The following is a 21,658-nucleotide window of genomic DNA, read 5'->3' as shown; positions in this document are numbered from 1 at the left end:
AAACATGGCTGACCTACTCAGTATTGGCCTGTCCGGGCTGTCGGCGAACAAGACCTCGCTGGCGGTCACCGGCCACAATATAACCAACGTCAACACCCCGGGGTTCTCGCGCCAGGACACCGTGCAGGCCACGCGCGTGCCGCAGTTCAGTGGTGCCGGGTTTATTGGTTCGGGCACCACCCTGGTGGATATCCGCCGAACCTACAGCGAGTTTCTGAGCACTCAGGTACGCAGCAGTACGGCGCTCAGCTCCGATGTCGAGGCTTACAAGAGCCAGATCGAGCAGTTGGATTCGCTGTTGGCCGGCACGACTACGGGCATCACGCCTTCGCTACAGAAGTTCTTCTCGGCCCTACAGACCGCTGCCGAAGACCCCGCCAATATCCCTGCACGGCAACTGGTGCTGTCGGAGGCTCAGGGCCTGGCCAAGCGTTTCAATACGGTGTACGACCGTATCAGCGAACAGAACGAATTTATCAACAAGCAGATGTCGGCGGTCACTGACCAGGTCAACCGCCTGGCCGGTTCGATTGCCCGCTATAACGATGCCATTGCTATCGCGGCGGCCAACGGCAAGCAGCCCAACGACTTGCTCGATGCGCGCGAAGAGGCGGTTCGGCAGCTATCCACCTATGTTGGCGTCACCGTGGTGCCGCAGGACGACAACTCGCTAAACCTGTTTGTCGGCTCCGGCCAGCCGTTGGTGGTGGGCAGTACCACCAGCCGCCTGGAAGTGGTGCCGGGGCTGGGCGATCCGACCCGTTTCGAAGTGAATTTCGTCAGCGGCGGTTCGCGTCAGGGGATTACCTCCCTGCTTACCGGCGGTGAGCTGGGCGGATTGATCCGCTACCGCAGCGAGACCCTGGACCCGACCCTTAACTCCCTAGGGCGGCTGGCACTGGCAGTCAGCGATCAGGTCAACACCCAGCTTGGCCAGGGCCTGGATCTGAAGGGCCAGGTCGGCTCGGCGTTGTTCGGCGATTTCAACGACTCCGCCCTTACCACGCTACGGGCACGGGCCTTTTCGACCAATACCGGCAACGTGCAGCCGGCGTTGACTATCACCGATACCAGCATCCTGACCACCAGCGACTACCGCCTGGAATACGATGGCACCCAGTACCAGGCCCGTCGCCTGAGTGACGGCGCGACCCTGACGGTGAGCCCGAACCCGCCCGGCAGCTACCCCGCGAGCCTGACCTTCACCGATGCGGCTGGCCGCGATCAGGGCTTTGCGCTGGCCCTCGATGCTGCCCCGGCGGCGGCCGACAAGTTTCTTCTGCAGCCCACCCGGCGCGGTGCCACGAGCATTTCGACCGTGCTGGACCAGCCCGACCAGTTGGCGTTCGCCGCGCCCGTGCGGGCCGAGGCGAACTTGCAAAATAGCGGTAACGGCAGCATTTCCCAGCCCGATCTGATCGCGGCCGGGAGTAACCCCATCGACGCGGCCGCTATTGCCGCCGCGCTGCCCGTGGGCCTGATCTATGACGGGGCCGGTGCCTTCGAGAACCCCCCGGGCACGCCGGTTGCCGGTTTGACCCGGGTACCGGCTGGTGCCTTTCAGCCAGGACAGACGAATAGCTATGAACTCGATCTGGGCGGCGGCAATGTGGTCAGTTTCAGTATCAGCGGCCGGCCGGAAAGTGGCGACAGCTTCAACGTGGGCTTCAACACCAACGGCGTATCGGATAACCGTAACGCCTTGAAGCTGGTCGACCTGCAAAGCAAGCAGACCATCGGTGTGGACCCGAGCGTGAGCACTATTGCAACGGGCGTCAGCTTTACCGATGGCTATGGCGATCTGGTCGAACGGGTCGGCACCCTGACGGCGCAGGCCAGGCAGGACAGCGAGGCGACCGGGGCTATTCTCAAGCAGGCGACCGATAATCGCGATTCGCTGTCAGCGGTCAACCTCGACGAAGAGGCGGCCAACCTGATCAAGTTCGAGCAGTACTACAACGCTTCGGCGCAGGTTATTCAAGTTGCGCGCTCTTTGTTCGATACCCTGATCAGTACATTCAGATAAAAGCGCGCCGCTTGCCGGCGCGCGCAGAACAATCCCCTTTCCCTCCGGGAGACGACTGCAAGGATGCAGGAGGTAGGGCGACGCAGGACGCCAAAGCCGAGGGCTATGGTGAGGGGCTGCTCGCGGCGGCCATATCCCGGATTGCAACAAGAGGCTCAAGCATGCGCATCTCCACCATCCAGGCGTTCAACAACGGTGTTTCGGGCATTCAGCGTAACTACGCCAATGTCACCCGTACCCAGGAACAGATCAGCACTGGCAATCGTATGCTCACCCCGGCCGACGATCCGGTCGCCGCGGTGCGTCTGTTGCAACTGGAGCAACAGCAGAATGTGCTGACGCAATACAAGGACAACCTGGCGGCTGCCAATAACAGCCTGACCCAGGAAGAGGTCACCCTCAATTCGGTAAACACCGTCCTTCAGCGTGTACGTGAGCTGACCGTGCAGGCTGGCAACGGGGCCCTGAGCGTGGCCGACCGGCAATCCATCGCCGCGGAACTGGGCGAGCGCGAGGAGGAACTGTTCTCCCTGGTCAATACCCGCAACGCCCGGGGCGAATATCTGTTTTCCGGCTTCCAGGGCAAGACCCAGGCGTTCGTGCGTGACGGCGACGGCAATTACAGCTACCAGGGCGACGAGGGCCAGCGCAAACTGCAGATCGCCAGTTCGCTGGAGGTACCGATCAGCGATAGCGGCAAGGCTATTTTTCAGAACATCACCAATGCCGGACGCCTGGATGCGGTGATGGACCTGAGCGCTGCCGTGGGCTCGACGCTATCGGCGTCCGCCCCGCTGGTGCAGGATGAGGGTGCCTTTTCGGGCGCGCAGCCATTCCCCACCGCAGGGGTGGAAATCGTGTTCGGCAACCCCGATGCCAGCAGCTATGAAATCTTCGAAGTCGGCGTACCTGCACCTGTGCCGGTACTCGCCAGCGGGGCGGTGGACGCTGATCCGAATACGGGTGATCAGCTGGTCTTCCGCGGCGTCAGCATTATTTTCGATGGCACGCCCGTCGGTGGAGAGAGCTTGCAGGTAACCGCCGACCCGACCCGGCAGAAGCAGGGGATACTCGATACCATCGCCACCCTGCGCCGCGCTCTGGCGGATCCAGCCAGCAGCAACGCCCAAATCCGCGATACGGTCGCCATCGGCCTGACCAATCTCGATAACGGCATGGTCAATGTCGACAGTGTGCGCGGGGCCATTGGTGCCCGCTTGAACGTGATTGAAACCACGCAGACCGATAACGAGGATGTGAGCCTGGTCAACAAGTCCATCCAGTCTGAGCTGCGCGAGCTGGATTACCCTGAGGCGCTGTCGCGTCTGTCGTTTCAATCGATCATTCTGGAAGCGTCGCAGCAGAGTTATGTAAGAATTGCGTCGCTCAACTTGTTCAATAAGATGTAAATTTCGATGCCTGATGCGTGGCACCGGAGTGGGCAGTGTTGGAGAAGTATGCGATGTCGAGAACGCTGATTACCTACGGAACTTTTGACATGTTCCATATCGGTCACTTGCGCCTACTGGAACGCATGCGCGAGCTGGGTAAGCGGGTGGTTGTTGGTGTTTCTACTGATGAGTTCAACGTGCTCAAGGGCAAGCATGCGCTGGTGCCTTATGTTGAGCGCCAGGCCATAGTAGCTGCTCTCAAGTATGTCGACTTAGTGATTGCAGAAGGCTCCTGGCAGCAGAAAGCTGCTGATATCCAGCAATATGGTGTGGACTGCCTGGTTATGGGCGATGACTGGACTGGGCGTTTCGACCACCTGCGCGAGTTCTGCGAGGTGTTGTACCTGCCACGGACACCGGGTGTGTCTTCTACCGAATTGCGTGAATTGTTGATGCGTATGAACCTGGGAGAGGGCGCGATACATGGGGTTATGAAGCAGATGGTGCGTCTGCTGCAGGATCAGCCGGCAATCATGCCAGCAAGGGAAGATTGATGACGATGATGCAACGCATGCAGCAGGCTGAAGAAGCACTGGCGGCCATGGCTGTTGGCCAATGGCAGCGAGCTTTGAGCCTCTGGCATCAGGTGGAAAAGGCCGGGTTGTTGCTAGAAAAGCGTCATTTTCATGCTTATGCACGCACTTGTGAGGTATTACAGAGCTGGGAGCAACATCGTGAGTTGCTGCGGCGTGGGCTACAGCAATTTCCCGGTGATTGGGGGTTGGGGCTGCGCCTAGAATACAACACGGCAGTCGACCTATTGCTTTGCGGGCAGTGGCTAGAGTCCTTTGAGTTGTTCAGTCGTCTGGCGCGCTGCAAAGGTTTCGAGGAATGGCCTTTTTCCCTGGACTTCTATCGTTGGCATGCCCTGCTCAACCTCAAGCTGACCGGAATTGAGGTGCCGGATAAACGGCTAGAACTGCTGGATCGTTGGAGCACCTTCAGGAGCGAGGGAATTCGTTCTAGTCAGATCGCCGGACTGCAATTGGTGATACCGTTGATGGACTGGGATGAGGCGCTCAAGACCGAATTCTCTGCGGCCAGTGCGCCAATGTTGGATTATCTGAAGAGCGTCGACGGTTTTCTCTGGCATATCCAAGATCCTGTAGCCAAGTCCTGCATGCAGGACTTGGCTCAACTCGCCCGACGCCATCTACAGTGCATTGCTACGCTGCCAGTGTCGTTTATCGGTTTCTTTGCCTCGTTCTTTCTGCTGTTCGGTTGCACGGATCTATACGCCCGTTTGCGTCATATTTTCGTCACTGAACTGGGTAGCGCACGAATACAGGCACGGGGTAACTTGCGATTGGTGGAGCTGATGCACCAGCTGATGCATGCCAACGAACATGGCGATCAGATTCGCTTCGAAAGCCTATGTCACTTAGTTCATCGCGATCTCCTTGGCGACGGACGGGACAACCTGCTGCATTTCATGAAGTTTTCCGAACTATATTACCGCCCGCAGACGGTCATTGATTTCAGCGTGCTCGGGATGACTGAGAAGGACAAGCTTTTTGCTGCCTACTTGCAAGGTAAGAGTATCGCCATCGTCGGTCCGGTGGATGTTGGCCTGGAAAGCGGTGCGGAGATTGATGGTTTTGACGTGGTGGTACGTCTTAATCATCGCACCAACAATGCTCTGTGTACGCGGCGCTTTGGCACGCGCACTGATGTTAGCTATTACCTCTATAATGATTTGCAAGATGGGGGAGTAGAGCATTGCTTGCGTGCTATGCGTGAATTGCGCTTTGCTGTGCTGGATCAGCTCAGTATGCAGAACTACGAGTTTTCCAAAATAGGACAGTGCCAGTCACGTCAGGCGTTGAATGTTGGGGTTTACGGATGTAATCCTCTGCTGATGGGGTATGCCAATGGCATCCAACGCATGTTAATGGATCTGGCGCGTTTCCCTCTAGGGCGGGTTAAGGTGTTCAATGCCAACCTGTATCTGAGCAAGGGCTACGCCGGCAATTACTTGCAGGGTAAGTCGGCGGATTTTTTCCGTGCTTTCTCGTTACATGATCCGCTGAGTAATTTCATCTTTACCAAGCGCATGTTTGACCTGGGCTGGCTGGAAGCCGATCCGGTGTTGCGTGAGGTACTGCAATTCGATGCGGATACCTATGCGGAAATGCTGTTTCAGGTCCATATCGGCTAGTCAGCGGCAGTGCTGTTTTGGCTCAAGATTACGGCCTTCACGGCCTCTAAGGAATGCACATGCTCTGCAACAAAACCATTTTGGTGACCGGTGGCACAGGTTCCTTCGGCAATGTTTTTGTGCCCATGACTCTGACTCATTTCAATCCGAAGAAACTCATCATCTTTTCCCGTGACGAGATGAAGCAGTGGGAAATGGCCAAGAAGTACGAGGGGGATCCACGGGTCCGTTTCTTTATCGGTGACGTGCGTGACAAAGAGCGGCTGTATCGCGCTCTGGATGGCGTCGACTATGTGGTACATGCTGCCGCCACCAAGATCGTGCCGATTGCCGAGTACAATCCGTTCGAGTGCGTGAAGACCAACATCATAGGTGCTATGAACTTGATCGATGTATGTATCGACAAGAGTGTCAAGGGAGTGGTGGCGCTGTCCACTGACAAGGCTAGCAGCCCGGTAAGTTTGTATGGTGCAACCAAACTGGCTTCGGACAAATTGTTCGTGGCCGGAAATGCCTATTCGGGAGAGCATGGAACACGTTTCTCTGTGGTGCGTTACGGCAACGTAATGGGGTCGCGTGGTTCGGTGATTCCGTTTTTCCTGTCGCTGCGTGAGAAGGGGATTTTACCAATTACCGACGAACGTATGACGCGCTTCATGATTTCCTTGGAACAGGGCGTGGAGCTGGTCTGGCATGCTCTGGCCGACATGGAGGGCGGCGAGATCTATGTGAAGAAGATTCCCTCGATGAGAGTGGTTGATGTTGCTCGTACCATCGCCCCTGAGGCGCGCCTGGAGACCATAGGCATTCGCCCGGGGGAGAAGCTGCATGAGCAGATGATCAGCGTCGAGGATGCCTACAACACTTATGAGTATGCCGATTGCTACAAGATTCTCCCAGCAATCCACAATTGGAATGAGTGTCCCTTGCGCATCAAGTATGGCCAGAGGGTGCCGGAAGGTTTTGTCTATTCAAGCGAGAATAATCAACAATGGATGAGCCAGGCTATCTTGCGCACTTGGATTGCGGAGAATATGGGCATGATGGGGCATTGATGTGAGCGTAGTGAAACAGTATATGCAGCATTTTGGCCTGGCCGCGCTCAAAGTGGCTTATGCGCGTGGTGAAAATATTACCCACCTGCTGCGTCAGGGTGAGTGCAATGACCTCCAGGCCATCGAGTTGGCATACGATCTACAGGCCGGCAGCTATACACGTGGTGCCCTAGCTGATATTGCAGCCCTTCAGAGAAGGGCTACAAGCATGGCTCAGTTACTTCAACCGCATGTGCAGCCTTTGGATGTACTGCTTGATTGCGGTAGCGGCGAGCTGACTACCCTGTCGGCACTCAGCCAGCATCTGTCCAATGGGGTCAAACTACTGGCCTTCGATATTTCTCTTAGTCGCCTTAATGCCGGTCGGCGTTTTGCTCAGCGCTTCATGTGCGAGCAACAGTGGCGACACCTAGAGCTGTTCGCCGCCGGCATTGGGCAGATTCCCCTGGGGGCCAACAGTGTAGATGTGGTGCTGACCAGCCATGCCTTGGAACCCAACTATGGCCGCGAACCAGAACTGCTTGCCGAGTTGCTACGAGTATCCCGGCGAAAGCTTGTGCTGTTCGAGCCCTCCTATGAAGACAATACGCAGGAGGGCCAGGCACGGATGCGCGAGCTGGGTTATATCCGCGATCTACCTGCGCATATCGCTGCCGCTGGCGGACGTTTGCTGAGTAAAACGGCGCTGCCCGATCCTATCAACCCACTCAACCCTACCTATTGTTATATAGTGGAAAAGAGCCCCTCTCAGCAGTCAGAGGGTCTGGTGGAAACTCGTTTTCTTTGCCCGCAAAGCGGTGCCGAACTGGAGCGCCGGGACGGCTACTTATGGAGTAGTGATGGTGGCTATGCCTATCCGATGGTCAATGGTATTGCCTTGTTGCGTGAGAGTGATGCCATTCTGATGTGTCACGACTGATGGATATGATTCCTTACGGACGTCAGGAGATCGACGCGGTGGATATCGCTGCTGTGGTCGAGGTTTTGCGCTCAGATTTCCTCACCCAAGGGCCGCAAGTACCACGTTTCGAGCAGGCTGTGGCTACCTTTGTGGGGGGGGCATATGGCGTGGCGGTCAATAGTGCTACTTCAGCCTTGCACATTGCCTGCCTGGCGCTGGACTTGGGGCCGGGTGACTGGCTATGGACTAGTCCGATTACCTTCGTGGCTTCAGCCAACTGCGGTCTGTACTGTGGTGCGCGCGTGGATTTTGTCGACATCGACCCGCGAACATACAATCTTTGCCCGCAAGCTCTTGCGCGCAAGCTGGAGGAGGCTGAGCGCGAAGGGCGTCTGCCTAAAGTGGTAGTGCCAGTACACTTGGCTGGCCAACCTTGCGATATGCGCACCATTCATGCGCTGGCCCAGCGCTATGGCTTCAAAGTGCTGGAAGATGCCTCGCATGCGATTGGTGGACGTTACCTAAACGAGTCGATTGGCAACTGCCGTTACAGCGATATCACCGTGTTCAGCTTTCACCCGGTGAAGATCATCACAGCCGCTGAGGGAGGGATGGCGCTGACTAACGATGCTGCGCTGGCCGAGCGCATGGCCCTGTTGCGCAGTCATGGCATCACTCGTGATCCGGCGCGGATGACTTGTGCGGTCGATGGCCCCTGGTATTACCAGCAAGTCGATCTGGGCTTCAATTACCGCATGACCGAGTTGCAGGCCGCTTTGGGTATTTCACAGTTACAGCGACTAGAACAATACGTTGCCCGCCGTCATTGGCTGGCGGGACGCTATGACGTGCGGCTTGCAGGCTTGCCGCTGATAACGCCATGGCAACATACCGATAGCTATTCAGGTATGCATCTGTATGTGATTCGCCTGCAGTTGGAGCAGATTCGTAAAGGCCATCGTCAAGTGTTCGAGGCTCTGCGTGAGCAGGGTATCGGCGTCAATCTGCATTATATTCCGGTTCACACTCAGCCCTACTACCAACGTATGGGTTTTGCAGTGGGGGATTTTCCCAATGCTGAGAACTATTACCGAGAGGCCATCAGTCTGCCGTTGTTTCCTAGTATGACCGAGCAACAGCAGGGCCGGGTGCTCGAGGTCGTGCGTGAGGTGTTGCGGGTATGAAGTTGGCGGTGATTCCTGCGCGTGGAGGCAGCAAGCGCATCGCCTTGAAGAATATCCGCCCATTTTGTGGTCAGCCGATGCTGGCTTGGTCGATCCAGGCGGCGCAGGCCAGTGGCTGCTTCGATGAGGTGATGGTTAGTACCGATGATCCGTGTATTGCCGAGTTGGCGCGCGAACTGGGTGCTTGTGTGCCGTTTATGCGTCCGGCTGAACTGGCCGATGATTACACTGGTACCACAGCTGTGGTGGCTAATGCTGTCCGCTGGTATCACCAGCATAGGGCGTTACCGGCTCAAGTTTGCTGCATCTATGCCACCGCACCCTTTCTGCAAGCGGAGGACCTGCGCAGAGGTTTGTTGTTGCTGGAAGAACACTCTGCTGACTATGCCTTCAGTGTCACCAGCTTTGCCTTCCCCATCCAGCGGGGGCTGCGCCTGGATAATACTGGGCGAGTGGCGATGTTCCAGCCAGAGTACCGCATAACCCGCTCACAGGACCTGGAGGATGCCTACCATGATGCCGGTCAGTTCTATTGGGGGCGTACCCAGGCCTGGCTGGAGGGGAGGCCTGTATTCGAGGGGCAATCAGTTGCAGTACGGCTGCCGCGTCATCGTGTGCAGGACATTGATACCGAGGAAGATTGGCAGCGGGCCGAGTGGCTGTTTCGGGCCATGCAGGCTGGGGCATGCTGATGAAATGTGTGTTTTTTCGCGTCGACGCCTCGTTGCTGATTGGGAGCGGCCATGTTATGCGCTGTCTGACATTGGCCACTGTCCTGCGTGAACAGGGTTTGGACTGCAGGTTCATTTGTCGCGAGCATGCCGGAAATCTGATAGAGGCGATCCGTGAGCAGGGTTTTGTCGTCGAGTTGCTGTCCGTTCAGGTCGTCTCCGTGCCGCCAGTGCATCCAACTCATGTGGCCTGGTTGGGTGCCACTCAGGTCGAGGATGCCGCCATCTGTGCGGTGCTGTTGCAAGCTCAGCGGGTGGACTTGCTGGTGGTCGATCACTACGCATTGGATTATCAGTGGGAGGCAATCATGCGTCCCTATTGCCAGTGCCTGCTGGTGATCGACGACCTGGCCGACCGCGAGCATGATTGCGATGTTTTGCTCGACCAAAACCTTGGCCGTCAGGCTGCAGACTATGCTGCGTTGGTGCCGCCGCATTGTCGCATGTTTATCGGTACGGCCTACGCACTGTTGCGCCCGGAGTTCTCCCAGTGGCGCGCTGCCAGTCTGCAGCGCCGGATCAGTGTACCGCTGCGTCGCCTGCTAATCAGTATGGGCGGTGCCGACAAGGACAATGTCACCAGTCAGATACTGCGGGCTCTGCAGGGGTGCGCCTTGCCGGCTGGCTGCAATATTGAGGTAATCCTCGGCAGCCAGTCGCCCTGGCTGGAGGCGGTGCGCACTGAGGCGCAGCTGCTGCCTTGGGTGATCGAGGTGGTGCAGGGCGTCAACGACATGGCGGAGCGTATGAGTGCAGCCGACCTGGCCATTGGCGCTGCCGGCAGCACTTCGTGGGAGCGCTGTTGCCTGGGACTGCCGGCGCTGCTGCTGGTTATTGCCGCCAACCAGTATCCGGCAGCCCGGGCGTTGGAGGCTTATGGGGCGGTCAGCTTGCTGGCGCTGGACGAACTGACGCAGGCCTGCCCTACCTGGTTTGCCAGCTTGGCCGCAGAACCCGCTAGGCTTACGCGCATGAGCCAAGCCGCGGCTGGTATCTGCTCCGGGGCGGGAGTATTCTCCTTCGCCAAGGAATTGGTCGGATCCATCCCATGAGCACCCCGAACAGTCGTTTCGTCCCGCTCAGTGCGGAGCTTCTGGAAGTGATACGAGTCTGGCGCAACAGCCCGCGGATCAGCGACAAAATGTTGAGCAATCAGCCGATCAGTGCTGCTCAACAGCAATCTTGGTTTGTCGGTCTAGAGGGTGATACAGAGCGCCGTTACCTAGTGTTCTGTCAGGAGCAGACACCAGTCGGTATGTTATATTTCACAGCTATTACACCTGCCCGTTGCAGCTGGGGCTGCTATATCGGTGCCGAGGCGGTTTGGCCCGGTAGCGGTCTGCTGCTGGAGGTAGCCGCCCTGGACTACGCCTTCGATCGCCTGGGGGTGGATTGTCTACATGCCGAGGTGCTTGACTTTAATCTGCCGCCGCAGCGCATGCACAAGGTGTTCGGCTATCGCCTTGTTACTACCCAGCCTGATGCTTTACAGCGCAATGGCCAGCAGCATGCGCTGTTGCACTACGAATACGCGTGCGCTGAGTGGCAGGCTAACCGTGACAAAGTGATTGCCAGTTTGCCGAGACAGATTCGCGAAGGCATCGCGCGTATCTCCTTTACTGATTACTGAGGTGGCATGAAAGAGCTAATCATCCAAGTCATGCGTGACATCGCGCAGCAGACCGAGTGCGATATGGTTGCCACTCTGAACGATAACACCGTGCTGCTCGATAGCGGCCTAGATTCCATGGGCTTTGCCATCCTTGTGGCCAGTCTGGAGGAGCAACTGGGCTACGACCCTTTCAGTCTTATGGACGAGCCGATCTACCCCCGAACCCTAGGTGAATTCGTTGCCATCTACCAGCGTTACACGCCGCGATGAGCGAGTGTCTGGCGCAGTTGCTTGCGCATTTGTCCGGAGAGAGCTCAGGCCTCTGTTGGCCGGGGGGGCATTGCCATGGTGCGCAGCTGTTAGCTGACGGGCAGGCGTTGGGTCAGTCGCTGCAGTTGGCAGCGAGTGCGCGAGTGGCTCTGGACGGGCTGTCGCCGTTGCATCTGGCCACCGCCCTAGTGGCGTTGGATGGTCAGGTGGCTGCCATGCTGCTGTTGCCGTCTGCGCTGGAGGAGAGTAAGCGGCAGGCGCTGATTGAGGCTGCCGGCTGCAGCCATTACCTAACGGCAGATGGCCTGCAACCGTTGACGTCTGCAGTGCCTGTGACGTCGAAAGGACCGCTGACCCAATGGCTGCTGACGACATCTGGCACTACTGGTACGCCAAAACTTATTGGCCACACCCTGCATAGTTTGATTCACAGTTGTAAACGTGACCCTCAACGTGGTGCCGGCTATGTATGGGGCTTGCTCTACGACCCGGCGCGGTTTGCTGGCCTACAGGTACTGCTGCAGGCGTTGCTAGCTGGCTCGCGTCTTGTGTTGGTAAGCGGTCTGCCCCAGGAACAACAGGTCGAATTCCTGCTGGCGCAGCGCGTTAATGCCATGTCTGCCACCCCGTCGCTGTGGCGCCGGCTACTGATGGACGATCGTCTGGCCGGTTTACCATTACGGCAGATCACTCTCGGAGGTGAGATTGCCGACGCCGTCATTCTGCAGGCATTGCGCAAGCGCTTTGTCCAGGCGCGACTGGTACATATTTACGCTTCCACCGAAGCCGGTACGGGCTTTGCTGTGAAGGATGGTCTGCCGGGGTTTCCCGCCAAATGGTTGGCGGGTGCCGAAGGTGTTCCACTACTGCGCGTAAGTGCCAAGGGCCATTTGCTGCTGAAACCAAGCGTGTTGACAGAAGGTGATGAAATCGCACGGCGCTTAGATGCTGAGGGTTTTCTTGATAGCGGTGATTTGGTCGAGCAGCAGGGCCAGCGCGTATTGTTCCTCGGTCGCGCTGGCGGAGCGATCAATGTTGGCGGCAACAAGGTCAATCCTGAAGCTGTGGAAGCCTTTCTGCGCTCAATAGATGGCGTGCTGGATGCTAGGGTGTCGGGGCGCAGTAACAGCATGATGGGGCAGTTGGTCGTGGCTGAGGTGGTGCCGGTAGCTGGTGTTGATACTGCCCACCTGCGTCAGGAAATTCATCGCAAGTGCCGTGCAGGTTTGGAAAAGTGGCAGGCACCGGGTTTGGTGAATTTCGTTGAACGCCTGTTGGAAACTGCGGCAGGCAAGCGTGAAAGGACGCAACCATGAAAATACTTGTGGTGACTGGGGCAACCCGTGGTCTTGGCCTGGCAATTGCCCGGCGCGCGGCTGCCGATGGCTACCGGGTAATTGCGAGCGGTCGGCGGCTTAGCGAGGGGTTGCTGGCGCTGCAGGCAGAGTACCCTGATCATGTGCTGTTTGAGGTGTTAGACTTGGCCGACCTCGCCAGCGTACATCCTTTTGCCATGCGTATCTCCGCCACTTACGGTCGGCCTTGGGCACTAGTCAACAATGCTGCGCGCGGGACTGACGGGGTGCTAGCGACTCTGCATGAACGAGATATTAGCGAGCTTCTACGGGTTAATGTGGAAGCGCCGATCTTGCTGACCAAGTACCTGTTGCGACCGATGCTGCTCAACCGCAGTGGGCGCATCATCAATATCTCTTCAATCATCGCCTCCACCGGCTTCAGCGGACTGTCGGTGTATGCTGCTAGCAAGGCTGCCCTGGCCGGTTTTACCCGCTCACTGGCACGTGAGGTGGGTAAGGCAGGGATTACCGTGAATACGGTGGCACCGGGCTACATGGAAACCGAAATGACCTCCGGCCTGCAGGGCGATAAGCTGCAGGCAATTCGCCGGCGCAGCCCGTTGGGTCGCCTGGCCGCGCCAGAGGATGTAGCGGCAGCAGTCAGCTATTTGCTTAGCGAACAGGCTGTCAACGTAACCGGAACCACATTGACAGTGGATGCAGGAAGTACGGCATGACTCCGGTCGTTCCATTCTATTTGTTGGCCAGTTGCAAGTCTTGGCATGCCGATAGCTTTATCCGTTTGCGTCAGCGTACCGACGAGCGCTGGCAGTGGGTGCAGAGCCCGGACGAGTTGCTGGCAGTACTGGACGGGGCTGTGCCGCGCTACATTTTCTTTCTGCACTGGCGCTGGAGGGTGCCCGAATCGATTTGGCGTGAGCATGAGTGTGTGTGCTTTCACATGACCGATTTGCCGTATGGCCGGGGTGGCAGCCCCCTGCAGAACCTGATTGCCGATGGTCACCATGAAACCCGGCTGTCGGCACTGCGCATGGTTGAGATGCTTGATGCCGGGCCGATCTACCTCAAACAGTCGTTATCCTTGCAGGGTACTGCCGAGGCTATCTATGTTCGTGCCGGGGAACTGGGTGAGCAGATGATTGCCGAGATTATCGCCCGTCAGCCGCAAGTGGTCGAGCAGCAGGGTGAGGTTGTACTATTCAAACGGCGTACGCCACAGCAAAGTGCGCTGCCGTACAGGGGCGAACTGATGCAGCTTTACGATCATATTCGCATGCTTGATGCGCCCGGTTATCCCCGCGCCTTCATCGAACATGGCGAATTTCGCTTGGAATTCTCCGCTGTCCAGCTGGAGGGTGAGCAGCTTCACGCAACCGTAGTACTGCGCCGACGCAGTGAGCCGCAGGAGTAATTGTATGAGATTTGCCATTGCTGGCCGGCAGATCGGCCCTGGGTTTTCGCCATACATTATCGCCGAGTTGTCGGCCAACCATAATGGTCAATTGGAGCGGGCGCTGGCGACCATCGACGCGGCCCAGCGTTGCGGTGCCGACGCTGTCAAGCTGCAAACTTACACAGCCGACACTATGACCATCGACTGCGACTACCCAGAGTTCCTCATTCATGGAGGATTGTGGGATGGCTACAAACTTTACGACTTGTATCGTTGGGCGGAAACCCCGTTCGAGTGGCATCGGCCGATTTTTGAACACGCACACAGACGTGGTATCACAGCTTTTTCCACTCCTTTCGACGAGAGCGCGGTGGATCTGTTAGAAGACCTTGGTACGCCAGCTTACAAGATCGCTTCTTTCGAGACTCTCGACTTACCGCTAATTCGCTACGTTGCCAGCACAGGCAAGCCGATGGTTGTGTCCACTGGGATGGCCAGCGAGGGAGAAATTATGGAGGCAGTTGCCGCTGCCCGTGATGCCGGTTGCCGCGATCTGGCCCTGCTGCATTGCATCAGCAGCTACCCGGCACCGCTGGCGCAGGCCAATCTTCGCCAGATTGCCGAACTGGAGCGGCGCTTTCAGGTGGTGGTCGGTTTGTCAGACCATACCCTAGGCACCGTCGCGTCGGTGGCCGCGGTTGCAATGGGTGCCAGTCTGATCGAAAAGCACTTTACCCTAGATCGTGCCAGCAAGGGCCCGGACAGTGAATTCTCCATTGAGCCGGTCGAGCTGGAGCGCCTATGTTGCGACAGCCATGACGCTTGGCTGTGCCTGGGCCAAGCCGGCTATCATCGACAACCGGCGGAGGAGGGCAACAAGGCGTTTCGCCGTTCGGTGTACTTCGTCCGTGACCTGCCGGCCGGTAGTCGGATTTCCGCCAATGACCTGCGTCGTATTCGCCCGGGGCTGGGGCTGGCCCCCAAGCATTTCGATGAACTGATCGGCCGTCGCCTGAAAGTGGAGGTCAGCCGCGGTACCCCGACCTCTTGGGGGGTGTTTGATGAGTAAGTCAGTGTTGGTGGTGGCGGCTCACGCAGACGACGAGGCGCTGGGCTGCGGCGGTACTTTGGCGCGGCATGTGGCCGAGGGTGATCGTGTGCATGTGCTGTTCCTCGCCGATGGCGTGACTGCCCGTGTCGATGTCGACCGCCAGGCACAGCAGCGCCGCCAGCGTGCCACCGAACAAGCTTGCGCCGAATTAGGGGTGACTGAACTGAGTTTTCTCGGTCTACCGGACAATCGTTTGGACAGCTTGCCACTGCTTGAGGTGGTGCAGCCATTGGAGGCCCTGTTAGCACGCCTGAAGCCGCAGTTGATCTACACTCACCATATGGGTGATCTGAATGTCGACCATCAGGTTGCCCATCAGGCTGTTCTGATTGCCAGTCGACCGTTGCCAGGGCAGTCGGTGCGGGAAATCCTCACCTTCGAAGTGATGTCCAGCAGCGAGTGGAGCAATCCCGGTTATTTGCCGTTCCTGCCCAACCATTTCGTCGATATCAGCGCTCAGTTGCTGGCTAAGCTGGCCGCGCTGGATTGTTATGCAGAGGAAATGCGCCCAGCGCCGCATTCACGCAGTCGTCAACACCTGGCCGCCTTAGCCCTGCATCGAGGGCATTCGGTGGGGGTGGCAGCGGCCGAGGCCTTTATGCTGGTGAGACGTTTGCAATGATGGTGTGCAGCGCGCGTTTGCATTTGGCTGCAGCAGCGTGCGGTGTGCGGTCAGCATCATGATGGGAGACGGCTATTGGCCGCAGCTGGCAGATCTGCAGCAGCGTTTGCAGCTGACCGCTAGCGAGCAGCATTTGGCATTGCTGGGTAGCTGGAGCTGCTACCGAGTATCGGCTCTGCATCCCAGGCATTTTGCCGGAGTAGCCTTGGCGGCATCGTTGCAGCCTTGGGCGGACACTACCAAGTCTAGTTTTCTGGCCGCCTGGACGCCTTTGTTGGAAAGCTTGAGGGCTGTGTCAGGGGGATTCTGGCAGTGGCCGGATATGGATTGTCAGCGCCAGGCTGAATGTCTGGCGGATTTTGCCAGGCAGCACCCGTATTGTATTGCCAGCCTGCCGCTGCCAATGCAGCTTTTCTTTGCTCGCCTGTTTCTATTGGCCGAGCAGACAGAGCTGTACTTCCACTATCGTAAATGTTTCGTGGATCGCCTTGGTGTGGAGGCTGGGGCGTTGGCTGCTGAAGATTTGCTGTCGAGCATGTATCGCATAGCTTGGGCCAACGAGCAGGCGGAACCGGATGAGGCGGCTGCCGTGGCGATGCATCTGCGTCAGCGCCTGGCTGGGCAGTCTGCGGATACACTGGAGTTTCTCGATTTTGCCCGATTGTACCTGCCACGTACAACGAGCAGCTATCAATCGGTCGGCTCACTGTCGGAGGTCGATCTGAATTTTGCCGAAGCTCTGCGCGGCAAGCGGGTAGCTATCGTTGGCCCGGTGGATGTCGGCCTGGCAAGTGGTGCGGAAATCGATTGCTTCGATCTGGTCATCCGCTTGTCCCATCGCGCTAATAATGCTCTTGTGCCGCGCCATTTTGGCAGCCGTACAGATATTGCCTATTACGTTGAAGATGACCTGCGATGTGGTTCGTCGGAGAATTTCCTGCCGGTCATGGTCAGCCTGAGTTTTGTTGTGCTGGCCGAAAGCTGTCTGCGCAGTTTTCCATGGCTGGAGGTACTCGGCGAGCGTCTGCGACCACGCTTCGAAGTAGGTACCTACAAACGCAATCCTTTTCTCGCTGGCTATCCGGCGGCGGTGCAGCGCGTGCTGATGGATGTATTGCGTTTTGCGCCTGCCCAAGTCAAGGTTTTTAACAGTGACCTCTACTTGAGCAGACGCTACGGTGGCAATTACTTCCAGCCCGGGGAACAGGATTACAGCTATTACCCAGGCTTTGCTCTGCATGACCCACTGAGCAACTTCCTCTTCATGCAGCGTTCTTGGCGTGGTGGCTGGTTCGAGGCTGATTCGGTGCTGGCCGGGGTGCTCAGCCTTTCTGTTCCAGACTATCAAGCAGCCTTCATTGGCGTGCATGGCAACCTGAACAGGGATGACCTATGAAAAAGAGCATCACGGTCACGAGTCCGCTGCTGCCACCATTGGCAGAGTTCATTCCCTACTTAGAGAGGATATGGGCCAGTCGCATTCTGACCAACGGCGGTGCCATGCACCAGCAACTGGAGAATGAACTCAAGGAGTACTTGGGTGTTGAGCACATTGCGCTTTTTGCTAACGGCACCCTAGCGCTGGTAACTGCATTACAGGCTTTGCGCGTCACCGGAGAGGTCATCACCACTCCTTATTCGTTCGTTGCTACTGCTCATTCGTTGCTGTGGAACGGCATCAAACCAGTCTTCGTAGATATTGACCCGATAACCCTCAACCTAGATCCGGAAAAAATCGAGGCAGCTATTACACCCTCGACTACGGCGATCATGCCGGTACATTGTTATGGCAACCGGTGCAATATCGAAGCGATCGAGCGTATTGCCGAGATATATAACCTGCGGGTTATCTACGATGCAGCACATGCCTTTGGTGTGCAAGATGCCGGCGGGAGCATCCTGCGTCATGGCGACCTCAGTGTGCTTAGCTTTCATGCCACCAAGGTGTTCAATACCTTCGAGGGCGGGGCGATCATCTGCCCGGATGCAAAGACCTACCGACGTATTTGCCACCTGAAGAACTTCGGCTTCGTCAACGAAACTACGGTCATTGCACCTGGTATCAATGGCAAGATGAGCGAAGTGAATGCTGCCTTTGGCCTGCTGCAACTGCAGTACATTGATCAGGCATTGGCCCGTCGCAGTGCCATCGGCCGGCTGTATCGCCAACTACTACACGGCATCGTCGGGCTGGAGTGCGTTGAGCTGAGTGAGCAGGTGACAGCCAACCATGCCTACTTCCCGGTGCTGGTGAAGCCCGATTTTCGTCTAAGCCGCGATCAGCTCTACCAGCACCTGCGCGACGAGAGCATTTACGTTCGGCGTTATTTCTACCCGCTAATCAGTGACTTCCCCATGTATCGTGGTCTGCCCTCGGCAGAGTCTGCGGGGCTGCCGGTAGCCCGCTCGATTGCCAGCATGGTGCTGTGCTTGCCTATCTACCCTGACCTGATCGACTCCGATGTGGAGTGGGTCTGCGAGTTGATTCGTGCGGCAGGAGCGCAACGGTGACGCTTGCGGTCATGCAGCCGTATTTTTTCCCCTACTTGGGTTACTTCCAGCTGGCACGCAGTGTCGAACACTTTGTCTTCCTCGATGATGTCGCTTTCATCAAGCGCGGCTTTATCCAGCGCAACCGCATCCTCCTCAATGGTGTGCCGTTTCAGTTCAGCGTGGCGGTACGCCAGGCTAGCCAGAATCGGGCGATCAATGAGCACGAGTTTGTCGGTGACTTCAGCGTTTTTCATCAGCAACTGCGTCACGCCTATGCGCGGGCACCTTACTTTACCGAGGTGTTTGCGCTGGTCGAAGCGCTGTGCCATGACCACGAACTGAATGTGGCGCACAAGGCGGCGGCCTCCGTGTGTCTGGTGTTCGACTATCTAGGGCTGCCACTTCAGTCGTCCTTCGCCTCCGAACTGGCACTCGGCGAACTGGCGGGCGAGACACGCATTCTGGCCATCTGCCGGCAGATGCAGGCACAGGCTTATCACAACGCCATCGGCGGGCGCAGTTTGTATGACGGCCATCACTTTACCGAGCAGGGTGTCCAGCTTCGCTTCGTGGAACCACACCTGGCAGCTTACCCTCAGGCCGGCGGCGAATTCGTCGCCGGGCTGTCTATCCTCGATGTGCTGATGTACAACGCCCCGCAGGACGTGTGCAGAATGCTCGATGACTACCGGCTGTTGCCGGCCAGTAGCTGAGAATACCAATGTCGTCGATTGCCGTCTTCAACCGCCAGGAGAGCAGTACTGATGTCTAGAGTCAAGGTGTTGGTGTTTCCCTGTGGCTCTGAAATCGGCCTGGAAATCCAGCGGGCCCTGGGCAGTTCCGTGCATGTCGAGCTGTATGGTGCCTCCAGTCAGGATGATCATGGGTGTCTAGCGTATGCACGTTACTATCATTTGCCGCATGCGCGTGAAGCCGACTTCGATGCCTGCCTGCAAGCCTTGCTGCGTGAACAGGGCATTGATTTGCTGTTTGCTACCCATGACTCGCTGATGGATTACTTGGCTCCGCGCCTGCGTAAGTGGGGTGTTCTGCTGGTCAATGGCGATCCGGACACGGCGCGTATCACTCGGCGCAAGTCTTCCACCTACGCGTTGTTTACCGACCAGCCCTGGCTACCGCGCTGCTATGCCGGGCTGGATGAAGTGCGCGACTGGCCGCTGCTGATCAAACCGGACCAAGGCCAGGGCGGGCAGGGCGTGGTGCTGGTGGCTAACCGAGCGCAGGCCACCGTAGCACTGCAGCAGTGTGCCGAGACCATTCTCAGTGAATACCTGCCGGGTGCTGAGCTGACCGTGGATTGTTTTACCGACTGGTGCCGTCAGTTGCTGCATGTAGCACCGCGTACGCGTGAGCGAGTGCGCTCTGGCATCGCCATGCGTTCTTGCCTGTTGCCTTGCAGCGAGGAGATTCGTCAGATCGCCATGACAATCAACCATCGCCTGCTATTTCGTGGGCCGTGGTTCTTCCAGTTGCGCGCCGATGCGGATGGGGCTTGGAAACTGTTGGAAGTCAGCTGCCGACTGTCCAGTAGCAGTGTGGTCCTTCGTGCGGCTGGGGTGAACCTGCCACTGATGACCATCCAGGACTACCTGCAGCGCGAGCAGCAGGTGCTCTGCGACCCGCGCGTGACGCTGCTGGATCGCCGTCTCGGTAGCGTGGCGCAACTGGACTACGAATTCGACACCGCTTACCTTGATTTTGACGATACCGTATTGCTAGACGGCCAAGCTAACCCGCAGGCCATGCGCTTCATCTATCGCCTACTTGCCATGGGCAAGCGCCTGGTGTTGGTGACCCGCCATGCCGGCGATGTGCGGGCCTCGCTGGCGCAGGCGCGAATTGCCGATAGCCTGTTCGATGCCATCATCCACTTGCGTGAAGGGCAGACCAAGTCCTCCTGTATTGAGGGGCGGGCGATTTTCGTCGACAATCATTTTCCAGAGCGTCTGGAGGTGGCACGCAATAAGGGCATCCCGGTGCTGGATGTGGATGCCATGGAGCTGTTCTTTCCATGAAGGGCTGGTTGGATAGACACTTTCAACATAAGAATCTGGCACGCTGGCTGTTGTTGCCTGCATGGTGGCTGTTCGACCACCTGTGGCCCAAAGATCGCTATGCCTGGGCATTTTTTGTCCACCCGTTGCAGGACGACCAGTTCATCGAGAATTCGCGGGCGGTATTCGAGCAGATCAAGGCCGATCCGATTATCGCCAAGTACATCTTCAGTCGCGGCATGGGCCGAGATTTTCGCATCGAAGATGCCTGCAATACTCATATCGTCGATCTGCAGAGTTTGCGTGGTCTGTGGCGGCTGGCGCGCTGCGGCACCTATCTGTTGACCAACGCCATTGCCCTAGACATGTCTTGGCGCTGGAGCGATGGCAGTTTCTCCGTGGTGCGTGCCAATCTGCGGCGGCGCAACCTAGTCAATCTCTGGCATGGCATTCCGCTCAAACGCCTGTTTGGCCTGGCCCATCCGCAGCAAGGGCAGCGTGCCGATCGGGTGGCCTACCGGCGTCGCGAGCGGGCTTTTTACGACGGACTGATTGCATCTTCGGATGTCGACAGCTATGCCATGGCTGCCATCTTTCAGCCGATCCCTTATGCCGCGTTGTGGGTCACCGGCCTGCCGCGCAATGACTTTCTGTGTATGGCTGATGAGGCTTTGCCGGGTTTTCTGCGGGACGAAGTGGACTATATCCGCCGCCTCAAAGGAGGTTGCAAGTTGATCACTTACGCGCCAACTTTCCGCGAGAAAGGTTTACCCGGCGCGCAGTGCTACCAGTTTAGCGATGAGCAGATCGAGCACCTCAAGGCTTTGTTACGTCGGCATAACGCGGTGCTGGGCTTTCGCATGCATTACTTCCGCAAGGGTGAGCAGCTGTTCAACCTAGAGCGTTATGTCGATGGCCAGAGCATTGTCGATCTCGGTCACCAGGCGGTCAGCGAAATCGCCCCGGTGATTAGGGAGTCCGATCTCGTCATTACCGATTATTCCTCGGTTTATATCGATGCGTTGTACCTGGACAAACCGGTGATCAGCTTTGCCTATGATCTGGAAGCATACAGTCGCCAGCAAAATGGCCTGCTCTACGATATGCAACTGGCCTTTCCTGGTCCGGTGGTGGTGAGCTTCGAGGCGCTGCTCGCTGTCTTGGAGCAGGAGCTGGACGTGGGCGGTCAGGTGGCTAGCCCCCGTTACCAGACCTGCAAGAAACTCTTTTTCAAATATGCGGATGAGCAGAATTCCGCGCGTGTGATAGCCCGTATCCATGCGCTCAACAGAACACCCCAGGAGTAAGCGTGCAAGG

At 57.6% G+C, this 21,658-nt stretch carries 21 protein-coding genes; all 21 read left to right on the top strand.

The window, feature by feature from the left end; genetic code table 11:
- The first annotated feature begins 4 nt into the window (after nt 1-4).
- The 21 genes from flgK to VMP31_RS03980 all read left to right on the top strand — a co-directional run bounded on the left by flgK (nt 5) and on the right by VMP31_RS03980 (nt 21,648).
- Complete coding sequence (flgK, locus tag VMP31_RS04080; protein ID WP_325504342.1) at nt 5-2,026, top strand: flagellar hook-associated protein FlgK; 2,022 nt, start codon at nt 5-7, stop codon at nt 2,024-2,026.
- A gap of 161 nt (nt 2,027-2,187) precedes the next feature.
- Nucleotides 2,188-3,435, top strand: a complete 1,248-nt coding sequence (flgL, locus tag VMP31_RS04075; protein WP_325504340.1) for a flagellar hook-associated protein FlgL — start codon at nt 2,188-2,190, stop codon at nt 3,433-3,435.
- A gap of 35 nt (nt 3,436-3,470) precedes the next feature.
- Nucleotides 3,471-3,971 carry an adenylyltransferase/cytidyltransferase family protein gene (locus tag VMP31_RS04070; protein WP_325504338.1) on the top strand — a complete coding sequence of 167 codons (501 nt, stop codon included), beginning with the start codon at nt 3,471-3,473 and terminating at the stop codon, nt 3,969-3,971.
- Complete coding sequence (locus VMP31_RS04065) at nt 3,971-5,635, top strand: hypothetical protein (RefSeq protein WP_325504336.1); 1,665 nt, start codon at nt 3,971-3,973, stop codon at nt 5,633-5,635. Before VMP31_RS04070 ends, VMP31_RS04065 begins: the two co-directional genes overlap by 1 nt.
- Before the next feature lie 59 nt (nt 5,636-5,694).
- Entirely contained in the window at nt 5,695-6,690 is a 996-nt protein-coding gene (pseB, locus tag VMP31_RS04060) for a UDP-N-acetylglucosamine 4,6-dehydratase (inverting) (protein ID WP_325504334.1), read from the top strand.
- A gap of 1 nt (nt 6,691) precedes the next feature.
- Entirely contained in the window at nt 6,692-7,609 is a 918-nt protein-coding gene (locus VMP31_RS04055; RefSeq protein WP_325504332.1) for a class I SAM-dependent methyltransferase, read from the top strand.
- Between the two features lie 5 nt (nt 7,610-7,614).
- Nucleotides 7,615-8,775, top strand: a complete 1,161-nt coding sequence (gene pseC, locus VMP31_RS04050; RefSeq protein ID WP_325504757.1) for a UDP-4-amino-4,6-dideoxy-N-acetyl-beta-L-altrosamine transaminase — start codon at nt 7,615-7,617, stop codon at nt 8,773-8,775.
- A complete protein-coding gene (pseF, locus tag VMP31_RS04045; protein WP_325504330.1) occupies nt 8,772-9,467 on the top strand; it encodes a pseudaminic acid cytidylyltransferase in 696 nt (231 codons plus the stop codon). Before pseC ends, pseF begins: the two co-directional genes overlap by 4 nt.
- A complete protein-coding gene (pseG, locus tag VMP31_RS04040) occupies nt 9,461-10,558 on the top strand; it encodes a UDP-2,4-diacetamido-2,4,6-trideoxy-beta-L-altropyranose hydrolase (protein WP_325504328.1) in 1,098 nt (365 codons plus the stop codon). Before pseF ends, pseG begins: the two co-directional genes overlap by 7 nt.
- Complete coding sequence (gene pseH / locus VMP31_RS04035; protein ID WP_325504326.1) at nt 10,555-11,136, top strand: UDP-4-amino-4,6-dideoxy-N-acetyl-beta-L-altrosamine N-acetyltransferase; 582 nt, start codon at nt 10,555-10,557, stop codon at nt 11,134-11,136. The genes pseG and pseH overlap by 4 nt, the downstream gene beginning before the upstream one ends.
- Before the next feature lie 30 nt (nt 11,137-11,166).
- The gene (locus VMP31_RS04030) at nt 11,167-11,388 is read left to right on the top strand and encodes an acyl carrier protein (RefSeq protein ID WP_325504324.1); all 222 of its coding nucleotides are present in this window, start codon (nt 11,167-11,169) and stop codon (nt 11,386-11,388) included.
- Between the two features lie 143 nt (nt 11,389-11,531).
- Entirely contained in the window at nt 11,532-12,704 is a 1,173-nt protein-coding gene (locus tag VMP31_RS04025; RefSeq protein ID WP_325504322.1) for a class I adenylate-forming enzyme family protein, read from the top strand.
- On the top strand, nt 12,701-13,423 hold the full coding sequence (locus VMP31_RS04020) for an SDR family NAD(P)-dependent oxidoreductase (protein ID WP_325504320.1): 723 nt from the start codon (nt 12,701-12,703) through the stop codon (nt 13,421-13,423). Before VMP31_RS04025 ends, VMP31_RS04020 begins: the two co-directional genes overlap by 4 nt.
- Nucleotides 13,420-14,118: a hypothetical protein gene (locus tag VMP31_RS04015; RefSeq protein ID WP_325504318.1), complete on the top strand. Its 699-nt coding sequence runs from the start codon at nt 13,420-13,422 to the stop codon at nt 14,116-14,118. Before VMP31_RS04020 ends, VMP31_RS04015 begins: the two co-directional genes overlap by 4 nt.
- Before the next feature lie 4 nt (nt 14,119-14,122).
- On the top strand, nt 14,123-15,169 hold the full coding sequence (gene pseI, locus VMP31_RS04010) for a pseudaminic acid synthase (protein ID WP_325504316.1): 1,047 nt from the start codon (nt 14,123-14,125) through the stop codon (nt 15,167-15,169).
- The gene (locus tag VMP31_RS04005; protein WP_325504314.1) at nt 15,162-15,833 is read left to right on the top strand and encodes a PIG-L family deacetylase; all 672 of its coding nucleotides are present in this window, start codon (nt 15,162-15,164) and stop codon (nt 15,831-15,833) included. Before pseI ends, VMP31_RS04005 begins: the two co-directional genes overlap by 8 nt.
- Nucleotides 15,834-15,891: 58 nt before the next feature.
- The gene (locus VMP31_RS04000; protein ID WP_325504312.1) at nt 15,892-17,229 is read left to right on the top strand and encodes a hypothetical protein; all 1,338 of its coding nucleotides are present in this window, start codon (nt 15,892-15,894) and stop codon (nt 17,227-17,229) included.
- Nucleotides 17,226-18,344: a DegT/DnrJ/EryC1/StrS family aminotransferase gene (locus VMP31_RS03995; protein WP_325504310.1), complete on the top strand. Its 1,119-nt coding sequence runs from the start codon at nt 17,226-17,228 to the stop codon at nt 18,342-18,344. The genes VMP31_RS04000 and VMP31_RS03995 overlap by 4 nt, the downstream gene beginning before the upstream one ends.
- Complete coding sequence (locus tag VMP31_RS03990) at nt 18,341-19,039, top strand: WbqC family protein (RefSeq protein ID WP_325504308.1); 699 nt, start codon at nt 18,341-18,343, stop codon at nt 19,037-19,039. Before VMP31_RS03995 ends, VMP31_RS03990 begins: the two co-directional genes overlap by 4 nt.
- A gap of 51 nt (nt 19,040-19,090) precedes the next feature.
- Complete coding sequence (locus VMP31_RS03985; protein WP_325504306.1) at nt 19,091-20,362, top strand: ATP-grasp domain-containing protein; 1,272 nt, start codon at nt 19,091-19,093, stop codon at nt 20,360-20,362.
- Nucleotides 20,359-21,648 (top strand): CDP-glycerol glycerophosphotransferase family protein, encoded by a 1,290-nt coding sequence (locus VMP31_RS03980; RefSeq protein ID WP_325504304.1) that lies wholly within the window; start codon nt 20,359-20,361, stop codon nt 21,646-21,648. The genes VMP31_RS03985 and VMP31_RS03980 overlap by 4 nt, the downstream gene beginning before the upstream one ends.
- Nucleotides 21,649-21,658: the final 10 nt, after the last annotated feature.

Source organism: Pseudomonas sp. (assembly GCF_035512415.1).
Taxonomy (GTDB): Bacteria; Pseudomonadota; Gammaproteobacteria; order Pseudomonadales; family Pseudomonadaceae; genus Aquipseudomonas.
The sequence above is the reverse complement of the archived record's forward strand: the minus strand, read 5'-3'. Positions and strand labels throughout refer to the sequence as shown.